The sequence below is a fragment of the Streptomyces lonarensis genome (assembly GCF_012033735.1).
In the GTDB taxonomy this organism is placed as follows: domain Bacteria; phylum Actinomycetota; class Actinomycetes; order Streptomycetales; family Streptomycetaceae; genus Streptomyces; species Streptomyces lonarensis.
Genome location: NZ_JAAVJD010000303.1, coordinates 1 through 5,183 on the forward strand (window position 1 = coordinate 1; position 5,183 = coordinate 5,183).

General features: G+C 75.8%; 3 protein-coding genes. All 3 read right to left on the reverse strand.

Annotation, left to right across the window (positions count from 1 at the left end):
• Window positions 1-1,440: GGDEF domain-containing protein (locus HCN56_RS23275; RefSeq protein ID WP_167974276.1), on the reverse strand; the 1,440-nt coding region annotated here is incomplete at its 3' end.
• Between the two features lie 262 nt (window positions 1,441-1,702).
• A complete protein-coding gene (gene ligA, locus HCN56_RS23280) occupies window positions 1,703-4,024 on the reverse strand; it encodes an NAD-dependent DNA ligase LigA (RefSeq protein WP_312871398.1) in 2,322 nt (773 codons plus the stop codon).
• Window positions 4,025-4,038: 14 nt separating this feature from the next.
• Window positions 4,039-5,076: a methionine synthase gene (locus tag HCN56_RS23285; protein ID WP_312871399.1), complete on the reverse strand. Its 1,038-nt coding sequence runs from the start codon at window positions 5,074-5,076 to the stop codon at window positions 4,039-4,041.
• Between the last annotated feature and the right edge of the window lie 107 nt (window positions 5,077-5,183).

The window sequence follows — 5,183 nt, forward strand, 5'->3', positions numbered from 1 at the left end:
TGTGGCCGCGGGCGCGCGGGCACCGGCCGCCGGATCACCGGCGCGTCGGGTGCCCCGGACGGGCAGCCGCGGCCGGCGGGGGCCGGGAGACCGCTCCGCGGCAACCGCTCCGGGCTCTTCGGTGAAGGTGTCCGCGGTGTCCGGGGCGCCGGTCCCCGGCGGGGCCGGGTGGGGCGGCCCCTCCCCCGCGCCGTGCGACACCGGGCGAGCGGCCCCGGCCGCGTGGGCCGACACGTCACCGCCTCGCGTGACCGAGCCCGGCCCCGTCCGAGCAGTGGCGTGGTCGGGGTACACCGCCACACCGGCGCTCGCCTCCACCACCACCGTCAGGCCGTCCAGCTCCACCGGTGCCTCGATGGCCCGGACCACCTCACGAGCAGCCCGGTGCGCCGCTCCGACCGATGCCACGGCCGGCAGCAGCACGGCGAACTCGTCGGCGCCCAGCCGCGCCGTCTCGGCCCCGGCCGGAGCCGACCGCTCGACGCGCTCGGCGATCTCCAGCAGCAGGCGGTCGCCCGTGCCGTGCCCCAGGGTGTCGTTGACGGAACGGAAGCGGTCGAGGTCGATCAGGACGAGCGCGCAGCGGCCACCGCCGCTCTCGGCCTCGGCGAGCGCGGCGCGCGTCCGCTGGAGCAGCCAGCGGCGGTTGGGCAGGCCGGTGAGCGGGTCCAGCAGTCGATCGGTCGCCCGGGCCCGCGCGGATCGCAGCGCCACGTCGAGCGCCCCGAGCGCCGGGGCGAACAGCGGCAGGAGAACCGGCGCGTGGGCCGCCACGACGATGATCAGCGGGGTGGCGGAGAGCAGCGCGGCGGCGGCCGGCGCGGGTCGGGCAGGCCCCGCGGGGCGCGCCGACGGCGGCAGGCAGCGGGTGGTGAGGACGCCCCTGACCGCCAGGTGCACGCCTCCGCCGACGAGCAGCGCCGGCACGGCGGAGCTCCACCACTGCTCCGGGGTCCACGGGGCCTCTCCCGCAGGCAGCAGGCCCACGGGCGTGACGACGGCACAGGCGGCCGCCACCGCCACCAGCTCGCAGGCGGCGCGGATCAGGGCCGGGCGCCGGTGACTGCGGTGGACGGCCGGGGCCACCGCCGGGAGGACAGTCAGCAGAAGCGCCGCGGTCGGCCCGTGGAGCAGCAGCCCGGCCAGCGCGAGGGGCGCCACCGCCCCGCTGGGTCGGGCGGCCCGGTGGGCCGGGAGCAGCGACGGGGCGGCGAGAGCGGCGGCGAGCGCCGGCAGCCCCCATCCCGCCGCGCCGGGGGGCAGCCACGGCTGCCCGGTGACGGTGGCGTGCCCGAGGGCGGCGACAAGCGCCCCGACGGCGCAGGCGAGCACCACCAGCCCCGCCGGGCCGGGCGCGAACGGGGTCCGGGCCCGACCGGCTGCGGGGCGTCCGCCGGGGCGGGCACGGCCGACGGCCCTCCCGGCGCGAACCGACTCCATGCGGACCTCCTTCGCGACGGCCGACACGGGCGGGCGGCCTCTCCGAGCACCTGCCCGCCCGCCGTGCCGGCGCCGGTGTGCGCTGCCGTCCGCGGCGAACGGCTTCTCCGCTATGGCATCCCCCACCAAGGGGCGGTTTCACACCGACCGTTCGAGTGGCCGGGGCGGGGTTCACCTGCGACGGCTCGGCCGTCCTCCCCGGTGGGCGCGGGAGAGGACGGCCGGTGGGGCCGTGCGACCGACGGCGGCGGCCGACAGGGCGTCAGTCGTCGGCCGCCGCGGGGGCTTCCGCTTCCGGCGCTGCCGACGCGGACGCCGCCTCGCCGGCGGTGCCGTCGGCTCCGGGGACGGGTGTGCCGTCGGGGGCGGACGCGGCCGACGCCTCCGGGTCGGCCGCCTGTCCCGGCGGCTCCTCCTCCGCGGGCCGGTTGGTGGCGACCTCACGAGCGGCGTCGGGGCCGTCCGCCAGCAGGGTGTCGAACCCGGCGTCGTCGAGGACGGGCACCTTCAGCTGCACGGCCTTGTCGTACTTGGACCCGGGGTTGTCGCCGACGACCACGAAGGCGGTCTTCTTCGACACCGAGCCCGAGACCTTGGCGCCGAGGTTCTGCAGCGCCTCCTTGGCTCCGTCCCGGGTGTACCGGGCGAGGGTGCCGGTGACCACCACGGTCATGCCGGCCAGCGGGCGGGGGCCCTCCTCCTCGGCGGCCTCGTCGGCCATGCGGACGCCGGCGGCGCGCCAGCGGTCGATGATCTCGCGGTGCCACTCCTCCGCGAACCATGCCGTGAGGGAGGCGGCGATGGTGGGCCCGACCCCCTCGGTGGCGGCCAGTTCCTCCTCGGAAGCCTCCGCGATGCGGTCGATCGACCGGAACTCCCGGGCCAGGGCCTCGGCGGCGACCGGGCCGACGTGGCGGATGGAGAGCCCCGTCAGGATGCGGGCGAGGGGGCGCTCCTTCGCCGCATGGATTGCCTCCAGCATGGCGACGGCGTTCTTCTTCGCCTCGCCTTTCTGGTTGGCGAAGAAGTGGACCGTCTTGGGCTCGCCGGTCTCCGGGTCGCGCTTGGGCAGCCCGGTGTCGGGGTCCAGGACGTGGGAGCGGATCGGCAGCAGTTGCTCGATGCGGAGGTCGAAGATCCCGCCCTCGTCGGAGAGCGGGGGCTCGGAGGGCTCCAGCGGCTGGGTCAGCGCGGTCGCCGCGACGTAGCCGAAGTGGTCGATGTCGAGCGCCCGGCGCCCCGCCAGGTAGTAGATCCGCTCGCGGAGCTGCGCGGGGCAGGAGCGGGCGTTGGGGCACCGCTGGTCGATGTCCCCCTCCTTCATGGAGCGCAGTTCGGTGCCGCACTCGGGGCAGTGCGTCGGCATCTCGAAGGCGCGTTCCGTGCCGTCACGCAGGTCGGCGACCGGGCCGAGGATCTCGGGGATGACGTCGCCGGCCTTGCGCAACGCCACCGTGTCCCCGATCAGGACCCCCTTGCGGGCGACGACCTCGCGGTTGTGCAGCGTGGCGAACTCCACCTCGGAGCCGGCGACCGTCACCGGGTCGACGACGGCGTAGGGGGTGACGCGGCCCGTCCGGCCGACGCCCACGCGGATGTCGAGCAGCTTGGTGTTGACCTCCTCCGGCGGGTACTTCCACGCGATGGCCCAGCGCGGGGCGCGCGAGGTCGAGCCGAGGCGGCCCTGGAGCGGCAGTTCGTCGATCTTGACGACGACGCCGTCGATCTCGTGCTCGACCGCCTGCCGGTTCTCGCCGTAGTGGGTGACGAAGTCGCGCACCTCGTCCAGGGTGGCGACGATGCGCGCGGCCGGGGAGGTGGGCAGGCCCCAGTCGCGGAGCAGGCGGTACCCCTCGGAGAGGCTGCCGAGGGTCAGGCCCTGGTGGGCGCCGATGCCGTGGACCACCATCCGCAGCGACCGGCCCGCGGTGACCTTGGGGTCCTTCTGCCGCAGTGAACCGGCGGCGGCGTTGCGCGGGTTGGCGAACGGTTTCTCCCCGGCCTCCACCAGCCCGGCGTTGAGTTCCTCGAACCGCTCCATCGGGAAGAAGACCTCCCCGCGCACCTCCAGCAGCTCGGGCGGGTCCTCGCCCGCCAGGCGGTGCGGGATGCCCTCGATGGTGCGCGCGTTGGGGGTGATGTCCTCGCCGGTGCGGCCGTCGCCGCGGGTGGCGGCACGGGTGAGGAGCCCGCGCTCGTAGGTGAGGTTGACCGCGAGCCCGTCGATCTTCAGCTCGCAGAGGTAGTGGTACGGGATGCCGTCCAGTTCCTCGGCGACGCGGGCGGCCCAGGCGTCGAGCTCCTCATTGTCGAAGGCGTTGTCGAGCGACAGCATGCGCTCGTGGTGCTCGACCGCCGTGAACTCGGTCTGGTAGGTGCCGGCGACCCGCTGGCTCGGCGAGTCCGGGGTGCGCAGCGCCGGGAACTCCTCCTCCAGTTCCTGGAGCTGCCGCATCAACAGGTCGAACTCGGCGTCACTGATGACCGGTGTGCGGACGTAGTAGCGGAATCGGTGCTCCTCGATCCGCTCGGCGAGGCGGGCGTGCCGCTCGCGGGCCTCGGCGGGCAGCCCCTGCTCTTCCACCGTCTGGTCTCCCGTCACTCAGGGTTGTCGGCGAGGGATCGGGCCGCGCGTGCACAGTGGGTGAGCGCCGCCCGGGCGTAGGCCGGGGAGGCGCCTGCGAGACCGCACGTCGGAGTGATCACCACGGACCCCGTGAGGAGAGCGGGCGACAGCCCCAACCTGCGCCAGAGCGACCTGACACCACTGACCGTACCGGCAGGGTCCGACAGTGCCGCGGGATCCGCGCCGTCGCCGGGCAGGACTCCGGCGAAGAGGGTGACGCCGTCCTCCACGGCCTCACCGATCGCGTCGTAGGCACGTTCGGTGATCAGCGAGAGGTCGAAGGAGAAGCCTGCGGCGCCGGAGCGGCGCAGCAGGGGGAAGGGGACGTCCGGCGCGCAGGAGTGGATCACCGTGGGGCTCTCGCCCGCGGCCTCGACCAGCGAGCGCAGCGTGTCGGCCACGACGACGCGGTCCACCGCGCGGTAGGTACGGTAGCCGCTGGCGGTGCGGACGCGGCCGCCGAGGACCGGGGCGAGGGAGGGCTCGTCGAGTTGCAGGACGGGGCGGGCGCCGGGCACACGGCGGCGGATGTCGGTCAGGAGGTCCCGGACGCCCTCGGCGAGTGAGGCGGCCAGGTCGCGGCAGGCGCCGGGGTCCCCGAGCATCGCCTCGCCGTTGCGGCGCTGGAGGGCGGCGGCCAGGGTCCAGGGGCCGGTGACGGAGACCTTGAGCGCACCGTCGTAGCCCTGGGTGTACTCCTCCGTGGCGTCGAGGTCCTCCCGCAGCCATGCCGCGGCGCGGCGGGCGTCCCGGCCGGGGTGGTCGGCGATGCGCCAGCCACTGGGTTCGAGTTGCGCGTGCAGCTCGGTCAGGAGACCGGCCGTGCGGCCGATCATGTCGGCGCCGGGGCCGCGGGCGGGGAGTTCAGGCAGGAAGACCAGGGTCTCCAACGCGCCGGCGGCGGTGCGGGCCGCCTCGCGGGCGTCGGTACCGGGGAGGGAGCCCACCCCGGTGGCGGCGGCGGGGCCCCAGGGGCGGGCGTTGCGGAGGTCGGTCGCGCTCTCAGTCACCCGCGAAGCGTATGCGCAGCCACCGGCGGGGTCGGAGGGGCCCGACCCAGCGCGTGCCGCGCGCGGGGCGGGCCCGTGCACGGGGCGGGCGCGGCGCGACGCGGGAA